The organism is Dyadobacter sp. CY323, from assembly GCF_021390245.1.
Taxonomy (GTDB): domain Bacteria; phylum Bacteroidota; class Bacteroidia; order Cytophagales; family Spirosomataceae; genus Dyadobacter.
In genome coordinates this window covers 316,433-340,003 of the sequence record NZ_JAJUXH010000005.1, presented here as the reverse complement: position 1 = coordinate 340,003, position 23,571 = coordinate 316,433, and the positions used below count along the sequence as shown (strand labels likewise).

Sequence of the window (23,571 nt, the reverse complement as noted above, 5' to 3'; positions counted from 1 at the left end):
GCCCCCGTTTGGTCTTTTGAGCCAGTCCGACTCAGGACGTCTATGAGTTGTTAATATACTCGTTTTTCTCGGACGCAAAAGATCAATTATCTGTGCTCACTTTTGAAGTCACGGGGCCGCCCGGCGGCCGGACAGCTTATTGTCTTTATCAGCAGGGGGAAGTCATAATGCGGACAAAAAAATATAACCCTCCAAAGCATGAGGTCAGGATTGAGTTTATCCGGGATTTTAAGCGATACGGTAGCAAACGCATTAAGGAATCTCTGAAACAAAAGGGTATAAAAATAGGTCGCAGATAAGTTATTAAATCATGCGAAAAGAGGGTCTGAGAGCCATTCAACCGCCTACATTCGTTCAAGAGCGACAGCTAGTAGGCATGGGAAGCGGGTCTCTCCTAATCTTCTGCTGATCAACCTAAGCCAAGCAAGCCTAATTGTGTGTGGGTTTCCGATATTACATTTATGCCTTTGAAAGGCGGCAAATGGGCTTATTTGTGTGTCTGCCGGGTGGCCGGTGCCGATCGATTTGTTCTCACGCCAGGTAGTTGGCTGGCAGTTGGATGATAATATACAGGAAAGCCTTGTCCGGGAGCCATTGGAAAGGGCGCTCTTGAGACATCGCATTGAAGATTGTAAAGTCTGACATTTTCAGCCCCGGTTTTACCTCCTCCCAATGAAGGGGCATAGAGATTGTCGCGCCGGGCTTTGGCCGGACTGAATAAGGCGCTGCCAGGGTCGCCCCAGGACGGTTTTGAAGAAAGTCCAGATACATTTTTCCATTCCGGGACTTGATCGCCCTTTCCAGGCTAGTGAATTCTGGTATCTGATCATGCACCAGCGTCACGATGATGCGGGCAAACTCTTTGGACTGCTCATAGGTATATTTGCCGCCAAATGGAATGTAAATATGGATTCCTGTCGAACCGCTCGTTTTAGGATAGCACGGAACACCAAGCTCGTCTAAAACGCTCTTTGTAACCAAGGCGGCCTCAATTACCTGATCAAAAGTCGTTTTATCGGCAGGGTCCAGATCGACGATGCACCAGGTAGGGTTATCCGGATTATTGGTTGTAGAGCTCCATGGATTAATTTCAATCGCGCCCAGATTGGCCATGTATAGAAGGGTCGCTTCTTCGTTGGCTACCAGATAATTCTTGTCTTCCGGCTCGTCATTGCTGTGGTATCTGTAGGTGGTCATCCAGTCAGGGACTTTTCCAGTCACATCTTTCTGATAAAAGCTTGGCCCCTTAATACCGCCCGGATGCCGGTTCATGGATTCCGGTCTGTCTTTCAAGTAAGGTAGTATGTAGGGCGCAACCTGGTAATAGTAATTGAGCATATCCCGCTTGGTGATTTTCTCATCGGGCCAGTAGACCTTATCCAGGTTGGTAAATTTAAGCTCATGCCCTTGCAGTTTCTTACACTGCGTTTTCTCTGTTGGGTTCAACAGCGTTTTACCATCCAGCTTTTCTGGCGGTTTGACCACATCTTTAAGGGCTGTTCCTTTTGGCGTTTCGGTTACTTTTTCTGTATCAGAAGCAATTTCAATAACCACTTCCTTTGCATTCTTATCTTCCCGCATAGCCAGGAACGATGGGTGCCGAAATACGCCTTCGTCGGTGACCTCTGCAAAATTGATCTCACAGACCAGCTGCGGTTTTAGCCAGGTGGCCGATGCATGTGGCGGGTTGCGGCGAAAGCGTGATGGTTTGTTGTAATCCGGTGCTTCTTCAAAGGGAGCCTTGTCAATGATCAATGGTTTGAACTGTGCGATCATCTCCTTTTGCTGCTTGTCGTTAAAGCCAGTCCCTACTTTTCCCACATATTGCAACCGGCCATCTTTGTATGCGCCCAACAGCAACGCACTGAATTGCTTGGGCGAATCATCGTTTCTTGTATAGCCTGCAATAATCACTTCCTGACGTTTTTGTACTTTAATTTTTAGCCAGTTTTTAGAACGGTCACCAGACAGATAAGTGCTATCTGACCTTTTGGCAATGATCCCTTCCAGGCCCATATCTTTGGCCACATCAAAAAACTCGGTCCCCCTGGCCTCGACACTGAAACCGCTCCGGATGATGCCGCTTTCCGGAACGAGCGGAAGTAGTACTGCGCTTCTTCCTTCTGAGTTAGCCCCATAAGGTTCTTACCATCCAGCCAAAGGATATCAAACACATAAAACAATAGCTCTCCGTCCGCTTCACTTCGCCAGTTTTGTAGAGAGTTAAAATTCGAAATACCATTGTCATTGACCACTACAACCTCCCCATCAATGATCGCATTCAGGTTCCACGCTTTGATCGCGGTCAATACCGGATAGAATTTGTCATTAAACGATTTATTATTTCTCGATTTCAAATCCGCCTCACCGTCTTTCATAAATGCTAGCGCTCGATATCCATCCCATTTTACCTCATACTGCCATCCCGGATCATCGAAAGGAGCGTCTACAAGCGTGGCAAGCATAGGAGTGACCGTGGTATCGAATTTGCCTTTCGGCGCTTTCTTCAGAATAGCAGTGACGTCCAGCTCCGACTCTGGAACCTGGGTATCATCGGGATCGACCTGTTGCTCCAAGGTTTCTTTAACCTTCTTTTTTGAAACAGGCTTGCTTTTTTCCTTTGGCTTCTGTCCATATACATTTTCACTGGTTGAGGCAATTTCTTTTAGATCCTGGCCGGAGATCACCGATTTGTCTTCCAAAGTGATATCGTCTTTTGTGGCATACTCATCGTCGAGCTTCATCAGCAGCCAGGCATTCTCCCCTCTTCCATGTGCCTTTACAAGGGCGAACCGCCCTTTAAGTTTCTGGCCGCTCATTACAAACTTTATCTTTCCACTGTGCAGCTCATGCAAGAGCTTTTTCTCATTGGCCTTTTTGTCTTTTTTGGGATCTTCTGAAGGCATATACACGCCTTCGTCCCACACCATCACGGTGCCTCCTCCATACTCTCCCTGTGGTATGATCCCTTCAAATGTGCGATAGTCATACGGATGGTCTTCCACCATCATCGCCAGGCGTTTTACCTCCGGATCCATCGATGGCCCCTTGGGCACGGCCCAGCTTTTAAGCACACCTTCCATTTCCAGCCGGAAGTCATAATGAAGGTGTGAAGCTGCATGTTTTTGGATCACAAACCGAAGGATATTCTTGTCGGGTTTACCGCCAAATGGCTCAGGCGTTTTATTTTCAGAGCGTTTTTCTTTGTATTTGACCAGGCTCATTGTAAGTAGTAGCTAAGTATTTGGAGATCAGTAAAGGTGAGGCAAAACATATCAAAGCGCGTGCCAGATGGCGTTGGGTACAATTTTATAGGCAAATCTTTATCAACAAACCATTACGACCATGGCAGATGACAAAACAAAACGAGGACCAGCAGACAGCAGCCGAATCAATCTCAGCGAAGACTATGAAGTTGCTTATTGGACAGAAGCCCTAGGCGTTTCCAAGGAAAAATTAGTTGAAGCAGTCAAAGAAACAGGAACATCGGCGAAAGCTGTCCGAGAATACTTAGGAAAAAAGTAATTTAATGATGCTCCGGAAACGGAGTGCCTTCTTTTAGGCTTGGTATGGCCATTATCATTTTGCAGGTAAGCATTGTGCTAAGTTAAATTTGGCCACACTCCAATTAAGCTTCCCGGACAATTTTAATTCCAGCGAGCTTTTCCATGGCAACGACTACGCGCTCAATACGGTCGACGTGACCGCGTTGAAGTGTCAGAAATCGCTTGAGATACTGATCCCATAAAGTCAGACCGAGTTTCGTATTAAAGAATGGATCGTTCTCGGCCAGCTCGTCCCGCCAATCCTTGCCCAGGATATCCCTGGCGACCACAAACCTCATTATAAGTCTTTCCTTGATGGTTAGGTACCCAAATTCTTTGATCTTGGAGGCGTCTTCTTCCGGTAAGTGCATTGTAATTATACGATGGTTCTGGATTGCCATGCATAATGTTACAAAGTTCCATCGTTTTAGGCAAATGGTTAAGTGAATTCTCAGATTCACTCGCGACGGGCAACATCAATTATTTGAATTATTCGACTGTCAACAGCTCCTCAATCCGGTTAGCAAGCAGTTGTATAGATCCGGTCTTTTCTAAAAATTTGTCGACCCCGACTTTCGCAAGCTTGCTACGGAACTCTGGGGGTATGGAAGATGAATAAACGACAAGTAGGGGCGAATCAAACTGTTTTAGTTGTTGAAGTTCTTGTAGACACTGATCACCATTCAATCTTGGTAACCTGATATCAATAAAAACGTATCCCGGTGGTGTTGATGTGTTTTTCAAAAAATGCGCTATTGCCGACTCACAGTCAACAAAAAATTGACATTGTACAGGCTCTCCAATCTCATTGAGGGCCATTCTAAATATTTCATGATCATCTATATCATCGTCAATCATGACAAGAAGCTGTTTATTTCCCATTAAGCGTTTATTATTTTGCAAAGAATTTCGCAAAAAAAATTATTCCAAAAATTATTCCAGGTTTGCCGCCACGTATGCCTGTACCGCGATTTGTAGTTCTCAATATTTTTTAGCTCGCCAGGATCATCAATGGAGAACTCATGGAGCTTGCCCGTCAATTTTATTTCTCCTTAACAATTTTCCCACAAAAAAGAGGCCGAAGCCTCTCTAATTTCTCTCCGTAAATATCTAATTAGTTCTGAGGTGAGCAGCGTTGCCAATATTCAATGACAGTATTGATCGTTTTTGTAAACTCGGAGATTGAGCAAGTTTTAATAAAAGAGCCTTGCGGTGACCTGTCGTAGGCAATATTTGTGTTTGAGGTATCGGATAACAGTATGAAAGGGATACGTCTTGATAAAAATACTCTATCAGCTCGCAACTCTCTTTTCACTTCCAAGTCGCTAAGCTTTATTAAGCTTATATCAGAAAACACAATGAATGGGTTAGACTCAGAGTTTTGTAAATAATCCATTGCTTCCTTTCCTCCGCTGAAGTAGACTCTGTTATTTGGATAGTTTAGGTCGATTAGCACCTCTTCCATTATAAACCTATCGTCTTCGTTATCTTCAATTACTAAGATAGCTCCATTGTTGTTCATAATATACGGGGTTAGGCTATGCCTTTACCAAAACCGAGCCAATCAATTTTCGCCTGGTCCCAACTCGTATATAGTTACCTTTATTTTTAAAGGTCAGCTGAATGTATTCCTTGAGGGCTAAAAATGTTTTTTTTTCTTAGTTTGGATGGGTCAGATATTGTTGAAATCAAAAGTTATTAGGGGCTGCACACCGCTTCCAATATTCCAGTATGACCTGAATGGTTGTTCTCAAATCCTCAAACACTCCTTGTTTAACAAAGAATCCCTGGGCTGACATACTATATGCTGCTATAACCGCTTCCTGGCTTATAGCCGTAGAAAAGAAAAGATAGGGAATACATTTTATTTGAAGTTCAGCATCGGTGTGAAGTTTGTGCCTTAACTCGAACCCGTTCAGTCTAGGCATATTGACATCTGATAAAATCAGGAATGGTACCGAGGAAGAGTGTTGCAGGTATTCCAATGCAGCTTCTCCATCTTCAAAATAGAGCCGATTGTTGGTACATTCTAAGGAGTTAAATACGTCTTCAAGTAAATATCTGTCGTCTTCATCATCTTCAATAATGACTATTTCTCCACTCTTATTCATGTAACCGAGTTCAACCTGGGGTTAAGTCGGCCATTTATAAAAGTGCCAACGTAGATATAACAACCTTTAATTCTGGAAAGAAGTTCTGGCGCCGGGGTTGGGCTCGAACGCAACCAAATCACTGTAGATAAATGGCATGGTTGGAGCTTCCGCTTTTAAGAAGTCTTTTTGCACCCTATTTCCCAAAGTTCTCAGGGTCAGTGATCACCTTCAAACTTTCAATGTTTGTTCGGTGGTGAAGTCCCTGGTAGAAGGTCAGCGTATATTCAGGACGGGTTTCGCTTGGCTTATAAGTCCTGCATTCAAGCCTTTGCCCGCGCAGATAGCTCTTGACTTCCGTTATCTGATACAAGCCCTCTGGCACGCAAAAGGGTGCTTCATTGGTATCGGGCACTGTATGGCGAACGTATCGTCGCGCTAAGTCTTTATCACATGGAATCATCCAAATTCAAAGATATTTTCGATTGTCATTAAAATACTCTTCCTTACCTCTTCCAGTTTAAACTGACGCCGGTATTCTAGCCCGATCTTGACCTGCATGATCGTCGTCCCCGTAGCATACGGGTTTTCCTGGCGGGCAATATAAGTGGGACAGATCAGGCATTCCACAAGGGTACCCCTCTCAAAGAACACAACATTCTTTACTTGGAGATCACCGCCAACGTAATCGCTTCCCCAGTGTGCCATATCAGTTTATCCATTTCACGCATGTATCGACTTCCCACTGATCTGTAAACTTGAATGTCACCACACACGTAGAGCAGTTTTGAGCACACATGTAGAATTGGCCCAGATGGCAGCGGATTTCTGGCTTCACCGAAGTCAGATGCGGGAAAGCGGTTGAAAGGAGATAATCCTCTGTTGGGTGAGTAGTGATTTTTGAGCTTATTGATGTTGATGATATCATAAATTTGACATCATAGTATCAATTAAAAACCTGCGTGTCAATACGTGACACCGAAAAATCTTCGAGAACATCCCGTAGCTATCGCCACGCAATAAATTTTTGGGACTCGTTACCTTCGTAGCTTGCTACGTAACTCAACTTAAAATGACGGTCGAAGAGCTTAAAGAGTGGTATGAAGGCAGGGAACTGCCAACAGGGCCTATTATGATCAATAGTTTTAGCACCATAGGGGACGCGAGAACATTTGTTGACCGAGAGTTTGAAATTTTGGATGCTAATCCAAATTCCAAGCCGCATGATTCATGCCGGCTAAGACTAATGGAACTGAAAGATTGGTTGCTGACAAGAAAAAGTCTGGGCGCGTAAGATATAACCGATAAATGGGCAGGTGCCGCTACAAATCTCAATTATCTGGAAACGACTACATTCACTTGATGACATCAGTAAATTTCTTTGAGTAGTAATGGAATAGCAAAGACACCTTTCGGAAGTAAACGCAATCGTAAACTGAGCATCACATAAGGAAAAGCAATAGTCGTTTCGGTGGACAATGTCTAGTTTAAATCATTTAGTTCCTTCAATTGCCGCTTTTGCAACTTTTTCCATATTTCGAGATAGACCTTGGTGAAATGAAATAACTCTGATGCATTACTAATTAGGACTTGGGATTTCGCAATGCGATTCTCCCGTTCAGCTATGACCAAATTGTTTTCTTGCCTCAATTTCAAAGCTAGTCGCTCCACCTGGCGCTGGGCTAGAAACTCTTCACGTTCGACCCGATGACGGGCAAGCATTTCCTGATATTCGTTGGTCATAGCCTATTTTTGGGCATCCCTGCGAAAATTATTCCAGCCGGTATCACTCCACCCGGATTCTGAGTAAACATCGGTATATTGCACGAATACCATCTGACCCCTTCCTAAACATGAATAAGAACGGCGACATCGTCATTGTAGAAGATGATGAAGACGACAGATATTTACTTGAAGACGTATTTAACTCCTTGGAGTGCGTCAACAAGCGGCTCTATTTTGAAGATGGAGAAGCCGCATTGGCGTACCTGCAAGATTCTACCTCAGTGCCATTCCTGATTTTGTCAGATATTAATATGCCTAGACTGGACGGGTTCGAGCTAAGGAAAAAACTTCACACCGATGCCGAGCTTCAAATTAGATGCATCCCGTACCTGTTTTTCTCAACAGCCGTGAATCAGCAAATGGTAATTGACGCGTATAGTGTGTCCGCTCAGGGGTTCTTCGTCAAACAGGGCGCTTTCGACGAACTGAGGAAAACGATCAGTGTCATTTTGGAATATTGGAGGCGGTGCGCCGCGCCGAATAATTTCGCATAAGTAAACTGTTGATGTCTATTTCCGTAACGTGTACGATACTATCCAGCGCATTTCCAAGAATTCGCCTTGCCTCACGAATTGACAATCTACAACTGCTTAAAGCCGGTTAAAACTCGATAACCAATGTTTACAGCCATTTTCTACGGTAAGACAAGCCAGGCTGATGTGTTGGCTTTGTAACCCTACCAGAAATTCAAAAGCAATGGTGCACCATGATCAGTTGGCTTGATCGCTTTCATATTCTCTTTAAATTGTTCCATCTCGTATTTCTGCCTTTCAATAGTATCCATCCATCGTCTCATGTACGTGTTTCCCATCTGAATTATCTCTTCTGAATTCTCTAATAGGAATTTAGCCATCGTTACTGCATCTCGATCATTACTCAACATAACCCTTCTTCTTTTTGCCGCGCCAGTAATCTTGCCCGTTCTGATTCCCGTTCCTTGACAATCTCGTTCCTTTCCGTTCTGTGACGGTTGATCATATTTTGAAAAGCATCCTCCATGCCGTTTAGAAAAATTTCGTGTGTCCACAAAAAAACCATTCCACATGAGTGTCGCGACGCTGAAATAGGTGCTACCTCAACGGTCTGATTCACAATCTTTAAGCACGTTTTTTTTGTGGATTTTGTTAATATAATATATGCACTTACCAATAATGTTCTTTCACCAACTAAACACAGTAACAACTACCATGGGCCACTTTACAATTGAAATGTCAGCAAACGAGAATGGAATTACTAAGATCAAATCATTTTGTTTCTATACAAATTGTCAACTAGTTGAAGATGATTTTGTAGGAGATTTTAAATTGTTCAACCCTACTTTTACCGAGGTTCAAGTCATATCTTACTTAGAAACCACGCCGCCGGTAGCTGCCTATCGTCCGGCATCTAGTTAAGCCAATTCATCGGGGTAAAATCTGGATCGTAAATACGCTCCGTTTATAAGATTTTTAAAATCCTTCCTTCATCAGTCATAATGACTAAGACAACACCAGTATTCAATAATAGTCCATACAGAAAACCAAGTTTAAAATCTTATAAATAAATGGGGATACTTCACATTAGGAATATGGTAAGTCGGCGGTGCCAGATTGTGGTAGAGGCAGAGTTAGATACGTTAGGCATGCGGCATGGGCATATTTCCCTTGGAGAAGTCGAAGTTGACGAAGAACTGCCCGCCGAACAACTAGAACGGCTGAACGCCGCCTTAAAAAGGTCGGGATTGGAATTGATGGACAATAAAAGGGCACAGCTTATTGAAAATATTAAAATAGCAATCCGCGTCATGGTAACGCGGTCCGGTGAAAGGCTAAAACTAAATAATTCAAAGTACCTGAGTGAAAAATTTGGCCAGAACTATTCAAGCCTCGCCCACACTTTCTCTGAGGTTACCGGCGTCACAATCGAGAACTTTATTATTGCCAGTAAAATTGAACGGGTAAAAAAGCTCTTGATTTCCGACGAACTAAGTCTAACTGACATTTCTTACTTGCTAAATTACAGCAGTGTGGCCCATTTGTCAACCCAATTTAAACGGATCACAGGATTGACCCCAAGCTTCTTTAAAAGCCAGGATCGTATTAAGGCGCACTAAAAACATATGGATGAGGTAAAAATATTAACTAATTGATAACCATCAGCTCATAAGAAAAAAAAGCTACAAGTAATTGTAGATGCTTACCGCTGATCAGTAAGAAACCTAATCCGAACGAGTGTGCCACGGCCAGGTTCACTTTCGATATCCATACTAGCTTTCATAAGCTCGCATAATTTCTTTACAATAAACAAACCGAGCCCCTCACTTTCTTTCATTTCAATCGGATGCTGTTTAATAGCCTCGGTTGAGGGCGCATGGTCTAAAGGATATTCAACTTTTCCACCAGTTTGATGGCTGCTGCTAGGCTCGCCCAAAGGTTTTAACTGTTCAGCCAGCAGACCGGCTGGGCTGTCTGCGGAAAAGCCGGGGCCCGAGTCTTGGATGCTGAGTATCCATCTTGTCTCATTCTCTTGCGCCCAAGAAATATAGATGCCTCCCTTTATAGTGTATTTAAGGGCATTTAACATCAAATTTTGAGCGATCCTTTGGGTTTTAACTGGGTCGCTGGTTACTTTTAGCTCGCTTGGCCCTTCCCCTTGCAAGATCAGATTACGGCTCCCGGCAAGCGGCTGGGCACTTCCAATCAACTGATTAAGCAGGTCTGCTGCGTCAAATTTCTTGATCTCCAAAGTTTCTTGTCCGGCTTCAATGCGTGAGAAATCACTCAACTGTAACAGCATATCCCTCACTAAGCCTAGATTTCTATTAAGCATTTCAAACAGGGTAATGCGCTCTTGCTCGGTATCCGGCATCTTTAGCATCTGTGAGGTACCCATCAATACCCCAAAACTTGATCTGAGATCGTGCGTGCTTTCACGCAGATGCTTGCTTCTGCTTTTGCTCAGTTGTTCAAGTTGACGAAGTGCCTGCATGGTTATGCTAGCCTGCTCAGCAGCATTCGTTTGCCTAAGCTCATCAAAGTAAAGGACACTTCCGCGGCCTGCTTCCTGTGAAATGTCCAAAACATGTGCATGTACTTCCAGTATTACATCGGCTGAAAGTTTGTGTACGTTTTGATGATAGTTACTGATGAGCCCAACAACTACTCGAAAGAGATGCTCAAGTTCTACAAGCAGCTCAGGGAGCGAGTAGCCACGCTGCCAGCGGTGCAGCCCATGCGCCTGTGCGATGGAGACAACATCAGACTCTTGCGGTAATTTGGCGAGGCGCTGGTTTAGTATGTTCAAGATAATGGGAGCCTGGTCATTGAATTCCTCACGGGAGAAGCTCGTCTTACTGACCATAATTAAATCTTGGGCGCAAACTTGATATTCCGGAGCAAAGAGAGCCAGTGTTCCGGCAACTTGAGCCAGTGATTCCGGGAAATAGAGCCAGTCATAAAACGTATGTTTGGCAACGATTCCGGCAATCTGAGCCACTTGGATGTTTTGTAAGATTCCGGCAAGAGAGCCACCCCAGATTGGTATTGAAGTACTAAACCAACCATCTTTTGTAAAAAAACAAAAGCAAAGGATGGCCAACAAAGTTACTTCGATGCAGGCACTGCGATTGATCATACAACTACTGGACCGGAATGTATCAGAGCGGAACATTTCCAGGCAACTCCACATTTCCCGCAATACAATTAAGTTTTACAAAGACCGACTGCTAGCAGGCCCTTACTCCTTTAAGCAACTGCTTGCCCTGGATGATGGTATATTATCATCGATGATCTATGCAGATTCCACCTCTATTCAAAATGAGGTTGAACGTAAAGCGGATTTTCGTGAGCGGCTGGCTTATTTCCTTTCCGAGCTTAGAGATACCGGTGTAACGCGTCAGCTACTTTAGGAAGAATACATAGCTCAATATCCGGATGGTTACCGGTACTCACAGTTTTGCCATCACCTCAATGAATCTGGCAAGGTCATGCAAGCCAGTTTCATATCAGTTATCAGGCTGCGGACGTAATGATGAATGATTTTGCAGGTAAGCTGCTGCACTATCTTGACAAGGCCAGCGGTGAACAGATCAGTTGCCCAGTCCTAGTATGCGTCTTGCCATTTAGCAATTATACCTATGTGGAAGCATTGCCTAACGCCCGCATTGTTGGCGGCACTTGATAATTGTCTGCGCTACTTCAAAGGGGTGTAAGGCCCCCCCGTTTTGCATCATTAATATGCAATATGTGCGTGATTTTTAAGACCCACCCGATCATTCCGGCAAGGCGAACTTGATTATGGTTCAAGTAGTTTGCAGACTTCTGAATCTTAATAAAATAAATATTTCTTAAACCTTGAAAACATTACCAGACTCTAGTGAACTCTTACTTCGAATCTCCGAAGGTGATGAAAAGGCCTACGAGATTTTTTTTGACTTTTACTACGGCCGCCTATATCCCTTCGTTTTAAAGTTTACAAAATCCGCGGCAGACGCAGAGGAAGTCCTTCAGGAAACATTTGTAAGGATTTGGCTTAACAGAGATAAACTTCCGGAATTAGAAAATATCAACGGGTGGATATATAGAGTTGCGTCACGGGAATGTTTGACCTTCCTGAGAAAAAGCCAGCTGGACAGGAGCCAATTTAGCAAGCTGAGCGAGGAGACCGAGGATAGCACTGCCAGAGTGAATACCCCGGTTGATCTGGTTTACTTTCAGGAGGTTAACGCACTCATTCTCCAGGCCATAGACCGGATGCCGAATCAGCGGAAACGTATTTTCCGGCTGAGCCGTGATGAAGGCATGAAACCGGCCGAAATAGCAGTTGAACTTAACCTCTCCGTAAGTACCGTCAAAAATGTTTTGACTACTGCCCTGAGAGAAATCAGGGAGCATTTGAGTAACGAGGGGTTCGACTTCGCTCTTGTTATGTTTGTTGTTATAAAATATTTGCAAAATTTTCCATTTCCCGATAGTACGTTTTGCTCTTAGCTCATTCTTGTATATGAATGACCGATAAATCCTGAATTGTGCTTGTCTTTTATCATCTCATTAATGAATAAGGAAAGAATAAAATATTTGCTGGAGCAACACCTATCAGATCAGCTGAGCCCGGCAGAACATAATGAACTGATATCGCTTAACACAATTGAGAATGAACCGGTCTTGCTGGAGGTTCTACAGGCTATGATGAATGATAGCAGCATCACCTCAGAGGAAGTTGAGTTGTTTAATAAAGCCAATTTTAGCGGCATTCTGTCTCTGGACAAAACTAATATAAATAGTAGCCGGAATATTCCTACTAAAACGCGGAGGTTATTGCCTGCCCGCAGCTGGCTGGTGGCGGCTTGTGTTACCCTGTTGCTGCTTTCGTTTGGCGCCTATTTCTGGATGTCACCTCAGACATCAGAGAAAAACAAGCAAGCATTTGTCGCAGCGGATTCCAGAACGCCAAGCGATTATGTTCGTACTATAAATTTACCTGATGGGACTTCCATCATTTTGCAGGCCGGCAGTACGCTGGATATCCATCCAAATTTCTCGAACACGAGCAGGGAAGTGACTTTGCAGGGAGAAGCTTATTTTGAAGTAAAAAAGATAAATGCCAGCCAAAATAAACGATCTCCCTTCACCATCTATTCGGGTAAACTAAAAACGGTGGTTTTGGGTACTGCGTTTAACATCAAAGCCTATCCCGAGCAAAATAACATTACTGTTTCGGTGGCTGAAGGCAAGGTGCGTATTGAAGATGGATCAAAAGTCCTGGCCGTCATTTTACCCAATCAGCAGCTGACGTATAGTAATGAGAGTTCGAGTGTCATACAAGAGGAAATTGACCCGGAAGAGACGGAATGGACGAAATACGACATGGAATTTGACGGGGTTCGCTTTGAAGATATCGCTCAGTTCTTGGAGAAGCGATATGGCGTGACAATACAGTTTAAGAACGAAAAATTGAAGCATTGCAGGATCGTATCTTCATTCGTTGGTACCGAATCCATTGAAAATGTGCTGCAAACCTTGTGTTCTATTCAAAATTCAACCTATACAATGAAATCAGACATGGACATCGTTATCGATGGCAATGGATGTAATTGATCTGAAAGCCCGTATTTACGCCTTTGCCTGTTAGGAAAAACTTATAGTCAATAGTTCAGTTTATAGAGCTACTGAATCAAATCATACTGAAAAAATCAGTGTATACGTGAGTATTAACGATTTATTTTTACCCGACGTCATAATCTTAGTGAAGTATCCGTTCGTCTAAACCCTATATAAATCCTATCCTACAAAAGAGTACAGCTTGTTTACATCCCCTTTTGCTCTCGTAAGCAAAATGGGTTGGCCTGACGCGTTATTGTTTAATTTCAAACTCCTGAATTTTATGAAAAATTTCTTTACCGAGTGTAAATGGCATTGTATAATGCCAAGTCAAAATCATTTTATCATGAGGATCAGTGTATGTATTATTACCATTGTCTTGTGTTCTACGCAGTTGATGCTGGCCAGTACGATAAATGGCCAGAGCATTCAGGAAAAAAGGATAAAGCTCGAAATTGAAAATGAATTATTACGCAGTGCGCTAAATAAAATAGGAAAAGCATCCGGGTTCAGAATGGCTTATTCCTTGGAAAATGTTTCCCAGTTTAAGAAGGTATCCTTACCCAATGAGGTAATGTCAGTTGAACAGATCATGAGGCACGTACTGGACGGGACGGGGCTGTCTTTTGAAGAAGGCCCTAATGCAACCATCGTAATTTTCAGGAATTTAAAAGAGAGGAATATACAACATCATATTGATTCTACGAAATCATCTATCCATCACGACCAGCCCATATTCCAGCTGATTAATGGAAAAGTTACCGATGAAAAGGGCGGGGTGCTGCCGGGAGTAAGTATCGTTGTAAAAGGAACTTCACAAGGCACCACCACGGATGCGGACGGTAATTTCGAAATTTCCCTGCAAAATGATGCGGGCGTATTGATATTCAGTTTTGTTGGTTACATCAGCCGGGAGATTGAAGTCGGTACAAAAACCAGCCTGAGTATCGCATTGAGTGTGGATACGCGTTCCCTTGACGAGCTTGTGGTGGTAGGATACGGCACTGTAAAAAAGAGCGACCTGACAGGCTCGGTGTCTACCATCAAGGGAGAGGAGATAAATTCTTTTCCTGCGGCGAATGTAATGCAGGCACTTTCGGGAAGGGCCTCGGGTGTGCAGGTTAAGCAAAATACGGGCGCGCCCGGGGCGGGGGTCAGTGTTCGTATCAGAGGGACAAACTCCATTCAAGGAAGTAATGAGCCGCTTTACGTTATCGATGGCTTTCCTTCAAATGGCAGCCCGTTGATCCTCAATAATGCGGATATCGAAAGTATCGAAGTACTGAAGGATGCATCAGCCATCGCAATTTATGGATCGAGGGGAGCCAATGGGGTTGTACTCATTACTACCAAGTCCGGGAAGCAGGGGAAAATGCAGGTAGATTACGAATCAACATATGGTTCGCAGCAATTACGGAAGAAGCTGGAATTTATGAATGCGGTCGAATATGCCCGGTTTTATAATGAGCAACGGATAAATGATGGACAAGGCATCTATTTTACCGAGGATCAAATCAACGGTTTTGGCAATGGATTTGACTGGCAGGATTTCGTTTTTCAGAAGGCCCCGATCCAAAATCATTCCTTAAATATCAGTGCAGGAAATGAGAAAACCCAGTTCTCTCTTTCGGGGAGTATTTTTGATCAAAAAGGTATTATCAAAGGCAGTAATTATAAACGTTACTCCCTTCGTACCAATATTCATCACGCGCTAAGTTCGAAAATCCAAGCAAACTTCTCGTCAACACTTTCCAGGAACATAACAGACAGGCAAAATTCGTCCGGGGCACGGTTCGGTGCCTCGCTCATCAGTGCTTCTCTGGTAGCGCCCCCCACGCTTACCCCCTATAACGAGAATGGTACGTACAGGGTATTATCGACAGCTTATCCATTTCTGTCAGAAGGTCTGACCAACCCCTTAAACTTTATTAACGAAACAAAAGATGCAGCGCTATCCAATAAAGTAATGGCAAATGCTTCGATTAGTTATGAACCAATCGGCGGGTTGATATTGAAAGTCTACGGAGGTGTTGAAAACAGTGATGACCGGAGCGATTACTATCAAACACGGAAATATGTTAATTCACAGGGCAGCGCAAGCGTGTCCAGCAGCCAGTTTACAAGCCTTTTAAATGAAAATACGATCAGCTATACCAAATTGTTTGGAAAGCACTCACTCTCTGCGTTGGGCGGATTTACGGTCCAGGATTTCACCAGCACATCGCTGAGCGGCTCAGGCACCGGGTTTTTAAGTGATGTTACTGAAACCTATAATCTTGCGTCGGCTTCAATACCCGGTATTCCCGGTTCCGGATATTCCAAATCGGTATTATTATCTTACCTGGGAAGGCTAAACTACAACTTCGACAACCGGGTACTTGCAACATTGAGCTTTCGCGCCGACGGATCTTCTAAATATAGTGAGGGAAATAAATGGGGACATTTTCCATCGGCCGCATTAGCATGGAGAATCAAGCAAGAAAAGTTTATGGAGAATATTCCCTTCATAACGGATCTTAAACTTCGGACAAGCTGGGGGCAAACGGGTTCGCAGGCAATTAATGCCTACGCTACTTTGAGCCAGCTATCTTCGGGTAAAAATGTTTTCGGCAATACGCTTTATAATACATTTGCGCCAGGTACGGTACTCCCGGGAAACCTGAAATGGGAAACGACCGAGCAGTCCGACATTGGGATGGATCTGGCTATTATGCAAAACAGAATTCAGATCACGGCCGACTATTATGTTAAAAATACCCGTGACCTTCTCAATACCGTTCAGCTGCCTTCTTCATTGGGTTACACCAGTACCATCCGGAATATCGGGCAGATCCGGAACAAGGGATTTGAGTTCTCAGTAAATGCGAATTTGATAGACGGCGCTTTTAAATGGGATGTCAACGGAAATATCGCTTTCAATAAAACCAAGGTAGTTAAACTATACGGTCACCAGGATATTCTGGGTGGGGCTGTGGATATGCTTGTTTTCTCAGACAATACCACGCTGCTCCGGGAAGGCGAGGAGCTGGGCGTCTTCTACGGATACCTTGAAAATGGCTATAATGAGAAGGGCGCAATCCAATATCAGGACATAAATAACGATGGCGCTATTAATTTGAATGACAAGACTATTATTGGGAACCCAAATCCGGATTTTATTTATGGCCTCAATTCTACCATGTCCTTCAAAGGATTGGACCTGAATTTATTCCTGCAGGGTTCGCAGGGAAATGACATTGTCAATATCAGCGGAGTAGGGAATACGCTGCATTATGGCTACGGGAACAACATGCTAAAAGAGGTTTATTACAACCACTGGACCCCGGACAATACCAATGCGGCATATCCGCGTATCACCCGTACCCAAACGCTGAACTTTGCAAACCGTTTCGTTGAAAATGGATCCTATCTGCGCTTACGCAATATAGAACTGGGTTATTCGCTGCCCTTAAAAACCTGGGGCGTCAATTGGATACGTGCCGCGAAGATCTATGTGAGCGGCCAGAACTTAATCACTTTTACGAAGTACTCCTGGTGGGATCCCGAGGTAAACTCAATGGGAGGTGCCAACTCGATTGCACAGGGGATAGATTTTTCTACCTACCCAACTGCAAAGTCATATATGGTTGGTATTCGGGTCAATTTTTAACGCTAAATACATTAAAGACATGAAACTATATATTATTACAATTCTGGCCCTTTTAGTGTCTCTAACATCTTGTGAGGATTTATTGGTAGAAGCGCCGAAGTCGCTGGCGGTTCAGACTTTCTATAATACTGCCGACGAGGTTGACGGCGCCGTTGCCGCGATATATTCACCCCTAAGAAATGGAAACGGGTTTGGCGCCGTTTACGTTGCCATGCTGGAAACATCCACCGACTATCACATGGGAAGGGCCAGCTGGGCACCACCAAGTGAATTCCAGGGGCTGGATGGAACTAACATTACCCGTGTGGGGACGGTATGGAATAACTTCTACCTGAGCATCCGGAATGCGAACCTGGTTATTAAAAATGCGCCAAACGGGAAGGGTATTAGCGAAGCAGACAAAAACAAATTCATCGGTGAAGCGAAATTCCTGCGTGCCTTAACATATTTTCATTTAGTAAGGAACTGGGGAGGAGTTATCATTCGCACGCAGGATAACATGGAAGAAGAAAGCCTGACCAGGAGCAGTACAGACGCCGTTTATGATCTGATTAAACAAGATCTTTTGTTTGCGGAAGACAATCTCCCGGATGCAGTATCCGCTGCCGGTCGGGCCACAAAATGGGCAGCCAAATCACTGCTCGCCGACGTATACTTTTATCTGGGAGACCACGCACAGGCAAGCAGCAAAGCCAATGAAGTGATATCATCGTCCAAGTACAGCCTCGTTGAAGTCGCCAAACCGGACGATTTTTTGAAACTATTCGGGGCAGATGTGGTGTCTTCGCCAGAAGAAATCTTCTATTTCAAATTTTCCCAGGAACAATCATGGGCTTATCCGCTATATACAAACGGCGTGGGTACGCCTTATCTGCTGCAAGCGGGATACATGGCGTTATACAGCACTCTTGAGCAGCCGGTGTATGCGTCCTGGGACGATAAGGATTTGAGAAAAAGCTATAACTGGTACAAATGGTCATTTGGGCTGGGGGATAATACCATCCTCAATAAAAAGTTTTCGGACGCCGCTAACCTTCAGCCGCGAACGGATTACCCTTTATACAGATATGCTGACGTGCTGCTGTTGTACGCGGAAGCGTCCTGCGAAGCTGAGGGGCGCCCTACAACCCTGGGACTGGAGGCATTGAACAAGGTCCGTCGCCGGGCGTATGGTTACAATACGGCCCAGGTATCCCCGGTGGATTACAAGCTGGCGAATTACAGCAAGGAATCGTTCATCGAATTAGTCCGTAAAGAGCGGGGGTATGAAACCCAGGCCGAGGGAAAACGTTGGCTCGATCTGAAAAGAACAGGGAAAGCCAATGACTACATTAAAGCCGCAACGAAAAAATCGATTTCGGAAAAACACTATTTGTGGCCTCTCCCTGTCTCGGAACTCAACTATAACAGCGCTCTAAATCCCACCGCGGACCAAAATCCAGGGTACTAACCCGATCATATTCCAGCCCAATCAAATACCAGATATACATATGAATACCAGAAGAGAATTTATCAGACAGGCCACGGCAGCAAGTATATTAGCAACGATTCCTGGCTCGCTCATCGCCGGGCGGGTAGCGCCGCCACCGAGCAAGGTGTGGGCTGGGCTGCTACACCTTTCCTTTAACTTTGCTGCGGGTATTGCCAAGTATGGCGGTTTGAGAGAAGAGTTTGAGCCAAACGAGGCTCTCTGGAATGACGCTTTAAGGAAAATGGCTGATTCTGGCATGAATGTCGTGCTTATCAATCTTGACGATTCCGTTAGATGGAATAGCCACCCCGAGATAGCTGTTAGAAACGCTTGGACACCAGAACGCCTACGTGAAGAACTAGCTAAGATTCGTAAGCTAGGTTTGGAGCCTATCCCCATGTTGAACTTCTCATCCACACACGATGCGTGGATGAAGGAATATTCCCGAATGTTGTCAACCGATAAGTATTATAATGTTTGCAAAGACCTGATCGCGGAAGCAATTGATATCTTCGATAAACCACGTTTTTTTCACCTGGGACTGGATGAGGAAACGGAACAACATCAGCGGCATTTCGATTATACGGTGATCCGGAAGAATGATCTATGGTGGGCGGATTTCTATTTTATAATAGGAGAGGTTATGAAAGGGGGAGCACGCCCCTGGATCTGGTCGGATTATGTTTGGCATAACCCTGAAACTTTTTACAAAAAAATGCCGAAATCGGTCATTCAGAGCAACTGGTATTACCAGGACCAGTTTGATTTTAAGACGCTTACAGAACCCAAGAAGACGTATGTCAACGCTTATCTGGAGCTGGAATCACATGGCTATGATCAAATCCCTACTTCGAGCAATGATCAAAAGATCACTACCGGTATAGGCAACACCGTCAAGTTTTGCAGTGAGCACATTCCGGATGCAAGATTGATGGGTTTTTTACAAACATTCTGGAAACCGACGATTGAGGAATACAGAGGTTTAATTATGGAAGGGATTGACCTGATGGGGGCATCCAAGAAGTGGTTTGATCAAAATAAAAAGTCGTAAAGGTGAAAAAAACTGTTCGCGTATATTAATAACAGCTAGCGTTTTCTTTAACCGTTTTGTTCCGTCTTCCGCTGAATTTGATTCGCATGGATCTCGTAAAACCATAAGCAAGACACCAGTCAGGCGCCCTTACAGCTATACTATCAGATAGTAGAACGGGGAGTTTAATACCGATTTATAATTATTCAACCAATCCAGTTTTTATGAGCGTAAAAGAAACAGGCGTAAGTTATTACGGCCTAAGTTATCCTGAACATGCAGAGAAGGATTTCAAAGAAATGATCTCGCATAACTGTAATGCGGTTATCCTGGCATTATCCGAATTTGATATCGACTTCTGGTTCCCCAATATCATAGAAGTGACAAAAGTTGCAAAGAACCTGGGGTTGAAAGTTTATCTGGATACCTGGGGAATAGGGAAATGGTTTGGCGGCGAACCACCAAGCATATTTCTGACCAATAACCCGGGAAACCGGCAAGTCTCAGCATTTACAGGAGAACAGCTGCCTGCGGTCTGCTTCAACACCAAAGCTTTTAAGGAATACTTTTATAGGATTTGTGAAAAACTGGCTTACGAGGTTGATGCTGACGGTTTCTTCTGGGATGAGCCCCATTATGCGCTTCCGAAAAGTTATGCCTCTATTACAGGTGGCCCAGGCGACGATTGGGCATGTCGTTGTGATACTTGTAAGCAGAAATTTAGAGAAGAATATAATTACAAAATGCCTCGTATGCTTACCAAAGAGGTAGTTGAATTCAGAGAAACCAACGCTTTACGAATTCTTGAAGTCGCTTCCGATAAAATTAAAGCGATACGCCCGGCAAGTAAGATCGTGGTATGCGTACATGCAACGATCAACAACTACTATGTGAAAGAAAACAGGGGCTACGATAACTGGGATAAGGTAGCAAAAGTAAATTCTTTTGATGTATTCAGTACCACTATCATTAGCTATAAATTACCACGGAGCTACTTTAAATCAATCACGCAGCAGACCATTGATGTTGCCAAAAAATACGGTAAGGAGTCACAACGGTGGCTGATGAACTACTATCAGGAGCCTGATGATCTTTCCGAGATCAAGGAGATCGTCCATCTCTATAATGATATGGGTACCGACAGTCTGTTTGCATGGACGTACCGCGGCGGTCATGGCACCGTGCTGGCGGCTCCGAGAGCACTTGAAATGTGGAAGATGCTCGGCGACGCGTACGGAGAAGTATTGGATGAAAAATATCGTATCAAATAAGCACTGAATACAATGGAAACAAATGATATGGGCTATTTACAGCAAGTAATAGCCAATCTGCAGAAAGTAGAAACCGAACAGGCAGAAAATATTGAAAAGGCCGCCGATCTGATGGCGGGCGCGATAGCGAAAGACCAGCTTATCCATGTATATGGGGGTGGCGGGCACACCACGCTGGTGATGGGCGAAATGTTTTTCAGGGCTGGTGGACTGGCAAATATTAATCCGCTCATGGAAACAGGGCTTTCGGTATTTAACCAGGCATTGAAATACCTTGAACTGGAACGGACGGTCAATTATGGAAGAAGCATTGTAAAGTATTTCAAGCTTCAAAAAGACGATGTGCTTATCATTTTTCATAACATAGGGATTAATGCTGCAACGATTGATGCCGCGATGGAAGCCAGGGAAAATGGCGCAAAAATAATTGCCGTAAGCTCATCTTTCTGGCAGAATGATATGCCGGAGGACCATTTCATTCGCCACCCGAACAAGAAAAACCTGTTTGATTATGCCGATGTGTGCATCGACGATTACAATCCTGTGGGTGACGCTGTGGTTAATGTTGACGGATTCGATACAGCGATCGCCCCCATTTCGAACATTGTCGATTTTTACATTGCACACCGCTTAGAGATAGCCACAGTAAAAAAGTGCGTCGAAAGGGGCATAACTCCCCCCGTTTGGTCCAGTGCGAATGCACCTGGTGGAGATGAGATTAATGCCAAATACGTTAAGAAATATTTCCCCCGCGTAAAGTCTTTGTAAATCATTAAAATGCATGGAACAATCTAGAAGTAAAGCCACCGAAGTGGCATTACAGGAGCTACTCGACAAGTACAATGTAAAAGTTGACCAGCCTCTTAGTTTAAGTACTTTCTCTCAACCAGGCGATTCACTTCAGCTACTCCCGGGTTGGCATTTGCTAGCCTCTCTGCCTAAAACAAATCAGCAGCCATTGCTTACCTGGAGGGTCAATCGTGCTTTCACCGAATTACGAAAGATCATCGCGGATTCTGTGGTCGAAAATGCGTGTCTGTTTCGCTTCAGCTGTTTGGCATCCCCTGATCAATGGTCTGTTGATGCGCTGATTTACCGTGAAATTGATCTTTGCGAATTTATAAGCGGGGGAAAAACGATGTCGGTATTTGCAGTTCGGGAAAAGCAATCCATCAACATCATTTTACGCCTGGATACCGGGGTGCTTTGCAGTATTGAAATTAGCACACAACTCCCCGCGGGGTCCCCTTTCCAGGAAAGGCATGAGTTGATTGGTCAGCGTGGTACGGCCAGCGATCGGGTCGTAGATACACAGGTTTCTCAATATTCGATCTACGGTTATACGCGAAACGGAATTGAACAGTACAAAGATACCGATATGGAGCTGTTTGGTTTTGATGAAAATCAGATAGAACATGTGCGTTCAGCATTTGAATTATTAAAAACCCCGGTGTTAATACGGCAGTGGGCCGACCAGCATTTGCACCTGGTAAATCTGGTCAATGCCGTCCATACATCTGCTAGTGAACGTAGAAAAGTAATCATTGCTTAACTCCATCCATCTCATGAAACCTATAAAAATAGCCATGCTATCGCTGACGCATGGTCATTCCAGGAAATATTTCCAGACTTTGAATGATAACCGTCATTTTGAATGGGTGGCTGTAAGCGCCGAAAGCGATAAAATCAAGCAGGACTTTTTAAGTCGGGGTTATGACATCCCTTGCTATCTCGACGAAAAGGAAATGCTTGATAATCACCCCGATATCGAAGCTGTCGTAATGGCATCAGCTAATTCGGAGCATATAAGTCAGTTCAGGCTTTGCGCCGGCCGGGGTATCCATATTTTAAGCATGAAAGTCCCGACTTTCAACATGGTGGAATATGAAGAAATGATGCGCCTTGCAGCGGAAAACAACATTGTTTGTCAGATCGAGCTGGAGCTGCATTATAATCCCGTGGTGGCCAGGTTGAAGAAACTCATTTCGGAAGGTGCAGTTGGAGACATCAGCACTTTCAATGCGACCAATATTACCCTGACGCCGGTTTGGGCTTTTCCCTGGCAGGGCGTCCCTGAAAAGAGTTTTGGGGAACGTGTTTCATTGAGTTCTGACGCCACCCGGTATAGGGGCGGGTGCCTGTGCGACCACCCCCACGTATTTGACATGATACGTTGGTTCACTAAGAGTGATTTTGACTATGTGTATGCCGAAGCCGGCCCTAACATTCGTCCGGAATTACAAGTAGAGGACACCATGCTAGTTACCGGAAAAATGAAGAATGGCACGAGCTTCCTTTTCGACCCTTCCTGGTCGCGACTGGAAGAACGGCTTGAGGTACCTGGACCGGGTTGGGAAGTCCATCCTAAACGCATGGAAGTGAACGTCTCAATTTGCGGGGACAATGGTGTTGTGCTGGCGGATTGCTTTGGACCCAATGTTTACCATAACGGTGCGCCCAACGACCGCTACACGGTGCAGTATACCTATTTCGATGAGTGGATCGGCCTGATGGAAGAGTTTGCCGATTGTGTCCGTACGGGCAGGCAGCCAGCCATTAATTTGAAATGGCATCAGAAAACAATTGAAGTGATGAACGCCTGCTACGAAAGCATTGCCACCCAAAGTCCCGTCTATTTACCCTAAACTACAAC

Annotated in this window: 24 protein-coding genes; 14 read left to right on the top strand and 10 right to left on the bottom strand. The window is 44.4% G+C overall.

Annotated elements, in window-relative coordinates; all coding sequences use genetic code 11:
* Positions 1 to 531 precede the first annotated feature (531 nt).
* Together ligD and LZG72_RS29155 are read right to left on the bottom strand one after the other, a co-directional pair.
* On the bottom strand, positions 532 to 2,028 hold the full coding sequence (gene ligD / locus LZG72_RS29160; RefSeq protein ID WP_310590554.1) for a DNA ligase D: 1,497 nt from the start codon (positions 2,026 to 2,028) through the stop codon (positions 532 to 534).
* Positions 1,941 to 3,224, bottom strand: a complete 1,284-nt coding sequence (locus tag LZG72_RS29155) for a DNA polymerase ligase N-terminal domain-containing protein (protein WP_255701011.1) — start codon at positions 3,222 to 3,224, stop codon at positions 1,941 to 1,943. The genes ligD and LZG72_RS29155 overlap by 88 nt, the downstream gene beginning before the upstream one ends.
* A gap of 121 nt (positions 3,225 to 3,345) precedes the next feature.
* Between LZG72_RS29155 and LZG72_RS12180 the strand changes: the two genes are divergently transcribed.
* Complete coding sequence (locus LZG72_RS12180) at positions 3,346 to 3,525, top strand: DUF3606 domain-containing protein (protein WP_233872184.1); 180 nt, start codon at positions 3,346 to 3,348, stop codon at positions 3,523 to 3,525.
* A 103-nt stretch (positions 3,526 to 3,628) separates the two neighbouring features.
* On the opposite strand, the gene LZG72_RS12175 is transcribed toward LZG72_RS12180, so the two are convergent.
* The 5 genes from LZG72_RS12175 to LZG72_RS12155 form a co-directional block, all read right to left on the bottom strand.
* Complete coding sequence (locus tag LZG72_RS12175) at positions 3,629 to 3,916, bottom strand: hypothetical protein (protein WP_233872181.1); 288 nt, start codon at positions 3,914 to 3,916, stop codon at positions 3,629 to 3,631.
* A 118-nt stretch (positions 3,917 to 4,034) separates the two neighbouring features.
* Complete coding sequence (locus LZG72_RS12170; protein ID WP_233872178.1) at positions 4,035 to 4,427, bottom strand: response regulator; 393 nt, start codon at positions 4,425 to 4,427, stop codon at positions 4,035 to 4,037.
* Between the two features lie 232 nt (positions 4,428 to 4,659).
* Positions 4,660 to 5,067 carry a hypothetical protein gene (locus LZG72_RS12165; protein ID WP_233872175.1) on the bottom strand — a complete coding sequence of 136 codons (408 nt, stop codon included), beginning with the start codon at positions 5,065 to 5,067 and terminating at the stop codon, positions 4,660 to 4,662.
* 166 nt (positions 5,068 to 5,233) lie between these two features.
* The gene (locus tag LZG72_RS12160) at positions 5,234 to 5,656 is read right to left on the bottom strand and encodes a response regulator (RefSeq protein WP_233872173.1); all 423 of its coding nucleotides are present in this window, start codon (positions 5,654 to 5,656) and stop codon (positions 5,234 to 5,236) included.
* A 438-nt stretch (positions 5,657 to 6,094) separates the two neighbouring features.
* Positions 6,095 to 6,343, bottom strand: a complete 249-nt coding sequence (locus tag LZG72_RS12155) for a hypothetical protein (protein WP_233872170.1) — start codon at positions 6,341 to 6,343, stop codon at positions 6,095 to 6,097.
* Positions 6,344 to 6,707: 364 nt separating this feature from the next.
* On the opposite strand from LZG72_RS12155, the gene LZG72_RS12150 reads away from it, so the two are divergent.
* Complete coding sequence (locus LZG72_RS12150; RefSeq protein ID WP_233872166.1) at positions 6,708 to 6,929, top strand: DUF6965 family protein; 222 nt, start codon at positions 6,708 to 6,710, stop codon at positions 6,927 to 6,929.
* 188 nt (positions 6,930 to 7,117) lie between these two features.
* Here LZG72_RS12150 and LZG72_RS12145 read toward each other — a convergent pair whose 3' ends face one another.
* Positions 7,118 to 7,378 (bottom strand): hypothetical protein, encoded by a 261-nt coding sequence (locus tag LZG72_RS12145; protein WP_233872163.1) that lies wholly within the window; start codon positions 7,376 to 7,378, stop codon positions 7,118 to 7,120.
* A gap of 110 nt (positions 7,379 to 7,488) precedes the next feature.
* Between LZG72_RS12145 and LZG72_RS12140 the strand changes: the two genes are divergently transcribed.
* Positions 7,489 to 7,914, top strand: a complete 426-nt coding sequence (locus LZG72_RS12140) for a response regulator (protein ID WP_233872160.1) — start codon at positions 7,489 to 7,491, stop codon at positions 7,912 to 7,914.
* 182 nt (positions 7,915 to 8,096) lie between these two features.
* On the opposite strand, the gene LZG72_RS12135 is transcribed toward LZG72_RS12140, so the two are convergent.
* Positions 8,097 to 8,465: a hypothetical protein gene (locus LZG72_RS12135; protein WP_233872157.1), complete on the bottom strand. Its 369-nt coding sequence runs from the start codon at positions 8,463 to 8,465 to the stop codon at positions 8,097 to 8,099.
* 546 nt (positions 8,466 to 9,011) lie between these two features.
* On the opposite strand from LZG72_RS12135, the gene LZG72_RS12130 reads away from it, so the two are divergent.
* Entirely contained in the window at positions 9,012 to 9,512 is a 501-nt protein-coding gene (locus tag LZG72_RS12130; RefSeq protein WP_233872154.1) for an AraC family transcriptional regulator, read from the top strand.
* Between the two features lie 83 nt (positions 9,513 to 9,595).
* Here the strand turns inward: LZG72_RS12130 and LZG72_RS12125 are convergent, their stop codons facing one another.
* The gene (locus tag LZG72_RS12125) at positions 9,596 to 10,999 is read right to left on the bottom strand and encodes a HAMP domain-containing sensor histidine kinase (protein WP_233872151.1); all 1,404 of its coding nucleotides are present in this window, start codon (positions 10,997 to 10,999) and stop codon (positions 9,596 to 9,598) included.
* On the opposite strand from LZG72_RS12125, the gene LZG72_RS12120 reads away from it, so the two are divergent.
* The 10 genes from LZG72_RS12120 (at position 10,989) to LZG72_RS12075 (ending at position 23,563) form a co-directional block, all read left to right on the top strand.
* Positions 10,989 to 11,306, top strand: a complete 318-nt coding sequence (locus LZG72_RS12120; protein ID WP_233872148.1) for a hypothetical protein — start codon at positions 10,989 to 10,991, stop codon at positions 11,304 to 11,306. The genes LZG72_RS12125 and LZG72_RS12120 overlap by 11 nt on opposite strands.
* A gap of 445 nt (positions 11,307 to 11,751) precedes the next feature.
* Positions 11,752 to 12,387 (top strand): RNA polymerase sigma-70 factor, encoded by a 636-nt coding sequence (locus LZG72_RS12115; RefSeq protein WP_233872145.1) that lies wholly within the window; start codon positions 11,752 to 11,754, stop codon positions 12,385 to 12,387.
* Positions 12,388 to 12,450: 63 nt separating this feature from the next.
* Positions 12,451 to 13,494, top strand: a complete 1,044-nt coding sequence (locus tag LZG72_RS12110; protein WP_233872140.1) for a FecR family protein — start codon at positions 12,451 to 12,453, stop codon at positions 13,492 to 13,494.
* A 349-nt stretch (positions 13,495 to 13,843) separates the two neighbouring features.
* Positions 13,844 to 17,146: a TonB-dependent receptor gene (locus LZG72_RS12105; protein ID WP_233872137.1), complete on the top strand. Its 3,303-nt coding sequence runs from the start codon at positions 13,844 to 13,846 to the stop codon at positions 17,144 to 17,146.
* A gap of 19 nt (positions 17,147 to 17,165) precedes the next feature.
* On the top strand, positions 17,166 to 18,596 hold the full coding sequence (locus tag LZG72_RS12100) for a RagB/SusD family nutrient uptake outer membrane protein (protein WP_233872134.1): 1,431 nt from the start codon (positions 17,166 to 17,168) through the stop codon (positions 18,594 to 18,596).
* Between the two features lie 40 nt (positions 18,597 to 18,636).
* Entirely contained in the window at positions 18,637 to 19,668 is a 1,032-nt protein-coding gene (locus LZG72_RS12095) for a hypothetical protein (protein WP_233872131.1), read from the top strand.
* Between the two features lie 203 nt (positions 19,669 to 19,871).
* On the top strand, positions 19,872 to 20,918 hold the full coding sequence (locus tag LZG72_RS12090) for a hypothetical protein (RefSeq protein ID WP_233872128.1): 1,047 nt from the start codon (positions 19,872 to 19,874) through the stop codon (positions 20,916 to 20,918).
* A gap of 12 nt (positions 20,919 to 20,930) precedes the next feature.
* Positions 20,931 to 21,686: a sugar isomerase domain-containing protein gene (locus LZG72_RS12085; RefSeq protein ID WP_233872125.1), complete on the top strand. Its 756-nt coding sequence runs from the start codon at positions 20,931 to 20,933 to the stop codon at positions 21,684 to 21,686.
* Between the two features lie 13 nt (positions 21,687 to 21,699).
* On the top strand, positions 21,700 to 22,470 hold the full coding sequence (locus LZG72_RS12080) for a hypothetical protein (protein WP_233872122.1): 771 nt from the start codon (positions 21,700 to 21,702) through the stop codon (positions 22,468 to 22,470).
* Positions 22,471 to 22,483: 13 nt separating this feature from the next.
* Positions 22,484 to 23,563: a Gfo/Idh/MocA family protein gene (locus LZG72_RS12075; protein WP_233872119.1), complete on the top strand. Its 1,080-nt coding sequence runs from the start codon at positions 22,484 to 22,486 to the stop codon at positions 23,561 to 23,563.
* The last annotated feature ends 8 nt before the right edge of the window (positions 23,564 to 23,571 follow it).

Bases quoted from the DNA above. Each gene is read 5' to 3' on its own strand.
- LZG72_RS12085 (WP_233872125.1), top strand. From the start codon at position 20,931: ATGGAAACAAATGATATGGGCTATTTACAGCAAGTAATAGCCAATCTG.
- LZG72_RS12160 (WP_233872173.1), bottom strand. From the start codon at position 5,656: ATGAATAAGAGTGGAGAAATAGTCATTATTGAAGATGATGAAGACGAC.
- LZG72_RS12140 (WP_233872160.1), top strand. From the start codon at position 7,489: ATGAATAAGAACGGCGACATCGTCATTGTAGAAGATGATGAAGACGAC.
- LZG72_RS12180 (WP_233872184.1), top strand. From the start codon at position 3,346: ATGGCAGATGACAAAACAAAACGAGGACCAGCAGACAGCAGCCGAATC.
- LZG72_RS29155 (WP_255701011.1), bottom strand. From the start codon at position 3,224: ATGAGCCTGGTCAAATACAAAGAAAAACGCTCTGAAAATAAAACGCCT.
- LZG72_RS12120 (WP_233872148.1), top strand. From the start codon at position 10,989: ATGGCCAACAAAGTTACTTCGATGCAGGCACTGCGATTGATCATACAA.
- LZG72_RS12150 (WP_233872166.1), top strand. From the start codon at position 6,708: ATGACGGTCGAAGAGCTTAAAGAGTGGTATGAAGGCAGGGAACTGCCA.
- LZG72_RS12090 (WP_233872128.1), top strand. From the start codon at position 19,872: ATGAGCGTAAAAGAAACAGGCGTAAGTTATTACGGCCTAAGTTATCCT.
- LZG72_RS12100 (WP_233872134.1), top strand. From the start codon at position 17,166: ATGAAACTATATATTATTACAATTCTGGCCCTTTTAGTGTCTCTAACA.
- LZG72_RS12145 (WP_233872163.1), bottom strand. From the start codon at position 7,378: ATGACCAACGAATATCAGGAAATGCTTGCCCGTCATCGGGTCGAACGT.
- LZG72_RS12080 (WP_233872122.1), top strand. From the start codon at position 21,700: ATGGAACAATCTAGAAGTAAAGCCACCGAAGTGGCATTACAGGAGCTA.
- LZG72_RS12095 (WP_233872131.1), top strand. From the start codon at position 18,637: ATGAATACCAGAAGAGAATTTATCAGACAGGCCACGGCAGCAAGTATA.
- LZG72_RS12165 (WP_233872175.1), bottom strand. From the start codon at position 5,067: ATGAACAACAATGGAGCTATCTTAGTAATTGAAGATAACGAAGACGAT.
- LZG72_RS12105 (WP_233872137.1), top strand. From the start codon at position 13,844: ATGAGGATCAGTGTATGTATTATTACCATTGTCTTGTGTTCTACGCAG.
- LZG72_RS12075 (WP_233872119.1), top strand. From the start codon at position 22,484: ATGAAACCTATAAAAATAGCCATGCTATCGCTGACGCATGGTCATTCC.
- LZG72_RS12170 (WP_233872178.1), bottom strand. From the start codon at position 4,427: ATGGGAAATAAACAGCTTCTTGTCATGATTGACGATGATATAGATGAT.
- LZG72_RS12155 (WP_233872170.1), bottom strand. From the start codon at position 6,343: ATGGCACACTGGGGAAGCGATTACGTTGGCGGTGATCTCCAAGTAAAG.
- LZG72_RS12135 (WP_233872157.1), bottom strand. From the start codon at position 8,465: ATGTGGAATGGTTTTTTTGTGGACACACGAAATTTTTCTAAACGGCAT.
- LZG72_RS12110 (WP_233872140.1), top strand. From the start codon at position 12,451: ATGAATAAGGAAAGAATAAAATATTTGCTGGAGCAACACCTATCAGAT.
- LZG72_RS12175 (WP_233872181.1), bottom strand. From the start codon at position 3,916: ATGCACTTACCGGAAGAAGACGCCTCCAAGATCAAAGAATTTGGGTAC.